The sequence below is a fragment of the Micromonospora rosaria genome, assembly GCF_001567585.1.
GTDB classification, from domain to species: domain Bacteria; phylum Actinomycetota; class Actinomycetes; order Mycobacteriales; family Micromonosporaceae; genus Micromonospora; species Micromonospora rosaria.
On the sequence record NZ_LRQV01000245.1, the window covers coordinates 1 to 4,508 of the forward strand.

The window sequence follows — 4,508 nt, forward strand, 5'->3', positions numbered from 1 at the left end:
ACCCGGACCGGCCGGCTCACGACGCACCCCCGACGAACGCGGCGACGGCCGCCGCCGCCATGGCCAGCGCCGCCAGCCCCGCCCGCCGCCACATCCGGGGCAGGTCCCGGGTGGTCACCACCGGATCCGGCGGCAACCCGTACACCTCCGGCTCGTCCAGCAGCAGGAAGAACGCGCCGTCCCCACCCACCCCGTCGGCCGGGTCGTGGCCGTACAGGCGGGCCTCCGGCACCCCCCGCTCGTGCAGCACCGCCACCCGCCGCGCCGCCCGCTCCCGCAACTCGTCGACCCGGCCGTACTGGATGGACTCGGTCGGGCAGGCCTGCGCGCACGCCGGGGTCAGGCCCGCGCCGAGCCGGTCGTAGCACAGCGTGCACTTCCACGCCCGGCCGTCCCCCCGACGCTGGTCGATCACCCCGTACGGGCAGGCGGAGATGCAGTACCCGCAGCCGTTGCAGATGTCCTCCTGCACCACCACCGTGCCGAACTCGGTGCGGAACAACGACCCGGTGGGACAGACGTCCAGGCAGGCGGCGTGGGTGCAGTGCTTGCACACGTCCGACATCATCAGCCACCGGAAGTCGGTGCGCCCGGCCACGCCGGTGTCCCGCCCCGGCGGCTGCGCCCCGGGCATCCCCAGGAACTCCGGCCCGGCCGCCATCCGCGCGGCGACCCCCGACGCCCCCGGCGGCAACCCCGGCGTCGTACCCGTGTCGGTCGTGGTGCCGGCGGCCACCGCCGCCGACCCGGCGCTCACCGGCCCACCGGTCGGCGCGCCCGCGAACGGGGCGGCCCGGTGCCCGGCCGGGCGGGACTGCTCCACGAAGGCCACGTGCCGCCACGAGTTCGCCGTCAACGCGCCCGTGTTGTCGTACGACATGCCGAGCAGGTCCAGCCCGGAGGCGGGCACGTCGTTCCACTCCTTGCAGGCCACCTCGCACGCCTTGCAGCCGATACAGACGCTGGTGTCGGTGAAGAACCCCATCCGGGGCGACGCGTCGGTCCACCCGGCCTCCGGCGCCGGATCCAACGGCCCGAAGAGGCTGTTCGGGTCAGGTGTCAGCACGGTCCTCCCCCTCGGCGGGCAGCACGGTGGTGGTCAGCAGCGGCGGCGGGTGCGGCGGGTCGAGACCGGCCCGCCGCCGGTACCCGGCGACCAGGTCCAGCAGGGCCGCGCCCCGGGGCCGGCGACCCGGCCGCACGTCACAGGTGCCCACTTTGCTCTCCTGGATCAACACGTTCGGATCCAGGGTGATACCGAACAGGTCGTTCGCCGAGTCCCCGGTGACCAACCCGGCCGGGCCGAAGTGGTACGGCAGCCACACCTGGTGGATCACCCGCCCCTCGATCCGCAACGGCGCCATCCGGTCGGTCACCAGCACCCGCGCCTCGATCACCGAACGGGCGCTGACCAGGTGCGCCCACCCCAGATGCGCCACCCCCACCTCGGCGGCCAACTCCGGGGACACCTCCACGAACATCTCCGGCTGCAACTCCGCCAACGGCCGGACCGTCCGACTCATCCCCCCGGCCGTGTGGTGCTCGGTGAGCCGACTGACCGTGAACACGTACGGGAAGACCCCGCTGTGCGGCTGCGGCGGGCTCGGGTTGACCACGTTCACCGGATGGTCGTACACCTTCCGGGTCGGGTTGGCCTGCTGACCGTACAACGGGTTGCGCAACGGCGACTCGGCCGGCTCGTAGTGCGTCGGCAACGGCCCGTCGAGCACCCCGCTGGGCGCGTACAACCACGCCTTCCCGTCGGCCTGCATGACGAACGGATCGGTCCCGGACAACCCGGCCACCCCCGCCGCGCCCTCCGGCGGCCGGTACGACGGCGGCTTGGTCCGCTCGAAGTCCGGCACGTCGTGCCCCGTCCACTCGCCCCGCCCGGCGTCCCACCACACGTACCGCTTACGCTCGCTCCACGGCCGGCCCTCCGGGTCCGCCGAGGCCCGGTTGTACAGCATCCGCCGGTTCGCCGGCCACGCCCACCCCCACTCGGCGGCCACCCAGTCCTGCTCCTGACCCGGCCGACGCCGGGCCGCCTGGTTCACCCCGTCGGCGTACACCCCCGTGTAGATCCAGCACCCGACCGCCGTGGACCCGTCGGCGCGGGCCTCGGTGAACGACGACAGCGGCCGGCCGGTCGCCACCTCGTACCCGTTGATCTCCCGCAGCACCGCCTCGGCGCTCGGCTCCGCCACCGGGCCGTGCGTCGGATAGTCCCAGGTCAGATCCAGCAGCGCCCGGTCACGCGGATGCGGCGACCCGGCCAGCTTCGCCCGCAGCACCCGCCCCAGGTGGTAGAAGAACCACAGCTCGGAACGGGCGTCACCGGGCGGTTCCACGGCCTTCTCCCGCCACTGCAACAGCCGCTGCGTCTGGGTAAAGGTGCCCTCCTTCTCCACGTGCGACGCCGCCGGCAGGAAGAACACCTCCGTCCGGCACTCGGTGGGCACGATCTCCCCCGTCGCCACCTCCGGACTGTCCCGCCAGAACGTCGCCGACTCGATCTCGAACAGGTCCCGCACCACCAGCCAGTCCAGGTTGGCCATGCCCAGCCGCTGGGCCCGACCGTGCGCCGACCCGACCGCCGGGTTCTGACCGAGCAGGAAGTACCCCTGCACCTTCCCGTCGATCATGTTCAACACCTGCTGGTACGTGCCGTGGTCACCGGTCATCCGGGGCAGGTACCCGTACCCGAAGTCGTTCTCCGGCGTCGCCGCGTCCCCCCAGTACGCCTTCAACAGGCTCGCCGCGTACGACCGGGCCTCCCCCCAGAACCCCTTCTGCCCCGGCTTGACGATGCTGTTCACCCAGTCGTCGAAGGTCGGATGGTCGACCGCGTGCGGCATCGGCAGGTACCCCGGCAGCAGGTTGAACAGCGTCGGGATGTCCGTCGAACCCTGGATGCTCGCGTGCCCCCGCAACGCCATGATCCCGCCACCGGGCCGACCCATGTTCCCCAGCAGCGTCTGGATGATCGCCCCGGTCCGGATGTACTGCACCCCCACGCTGTGCTGCGTCCACCCCACCGAGTACACCAGCGCCCCGGTGCGCTCCCGGCCGGAGTTCTCCGTCCACGCCCGCGCCAACCGCAGGAACTGCTCCTGCCCGATGCCGCAGACCCGCTCCACCATCTCCGGCGTGTAGCGGGCGAAGTGCCGCCTGAGGATCTGGTACACGCAGCGCGGATGCCGCAACGTCTCGTCCCGCTCGACCGGCCCGGCCACCCCCGGACCGTGCGACTCGTGCTCCAACCCGGCCGCCGAGTCCCGCTCCTTCGCGGTCGGCCCGCCATCCGGGACGCTCTCCTGCCCCGCGTACTGCCAGGTGTCCTGCCGGTACGTGTGCGTCGCCGGGTCGAAACCGGAGAACACCCCGTCGCCGTCCTCCGCGTCCACGTACCCGTCACTGACGATCGTCGCCGCGTTCGTGTACGCCAGCACGTACTCCCGGAAGTCCAGCTCGTTCTCCAGGATGTGACGCACCACCCCACCCAGCAACGCGATGTCCGTGCCCGCCCGGATCGGCACGTACTCGTCGACCGCCGCGCTGGTGCGGGTGAACCGGGGATCGACGTGGAACACCGTCGCACCCCGCCGCCGGGCCTCCATCACCCACTGGAACCCCACCGGGTGCGCCTCGGCCATGTTGGAACCCTGGATGACGATGACGTCAGCGTTGACCAGGTCCTGTTGGAAATCCGTCGCGCCACCGCGACCGAAGGAAGCCCCCAGACCGGGGACGGTGGCGGAGTGTCAAATCCGGGCCTGGTTCTCGATCTGCAACGCCCCGAGCGCGGTGAACAACTTCTTGATGAGGTAGTTCTCCTCGTTGTCCAGCGTCGCCCCGCCGAGACTGGAAATCCCCAGCGTCCGGTTCACCGGCCAGCCCCGCGCGTCGGTGTCCTCCCAGGTCCGCTCCCGGGTGGCGAGCACCCGGTCGGCGATCATGTCCAGGGCGACGTCGAGGTCGAGATCCTCCCACTGCGTGCCGTACGGCCGCCGGTACCGGACCTTCGTCTGCCGCAACGGACTGGTGACCAGGCTGCGGCTGGCCGAACCCTTCGGGCAGAGCCGCCCTCGGGAGATCGGGCTGTCCGGGTCGCCCTCGATCTGGGTGACCCGACCGTCGGAGACGAACACCCGCTGCCCGCAGCCCACCGCGCAGTACGGGCAGACCGAGCGGGCCACCCGGTCGGCGGCCTCGGTGCGCGGGGCCAGCTCCGCCGACCGCGCCGACTGCGCCGCCGCGCCCCGGCCCAGCGGATCCGTGCCGGTGAGCTGCCGGTAGACCGGCCAGCCGGCGAGGAAGGTCCGCAGCCCCATCCGGGCGCCCCCTTCCGTACCGTCGACAGCGACCCCCCGACCATAGATCACCCCGACGCCGCCCGCGACCCGTCCGGCGGCACACCCGCCGACCGGCGTACCCCGGCCACCACCCACGGCACCGGGTTTGCCGCCACCCCGGCTGGCAATGCGGGGGCGTGTCGGTGCTGGCGG

General features: G+C 72.4%; 2 protein-coding genes. Both read right to left on the reverse strand.

Going from position 1 to position 4,508, the window contains the following annotated elements:
* Nucleotides 1-16: 16 nt before the first annotated feature.
* Complete coding sequence (locus tag AWW66_RS31400) at nucleotides 17-1,063, reverse strand: 4Fe-4S dicluster domain-containing protein (protein WP_067374263.1); 1,047 nt, start codon at nucleotides 1,061-1,063, stop codon at nucleotides 17-19.
* Nucleotides 1,053-4,334, reverse strand: coding sequence for a formate dehydrogenase (fdh, locus tag AWW66_RS31405; RefSeq protein ID WP_157528276.1), 3,282 nt, complete (start codon nucleotides 4,332-4,334; stop codon nucleotides 1,053-1,055). Before fdh ends, AWW66_RS31400 begins: the two co-directional genes overlap by 11 nt.
* Nucleotides 4,335-4,508: the final 174 nt, after the last annotated feature.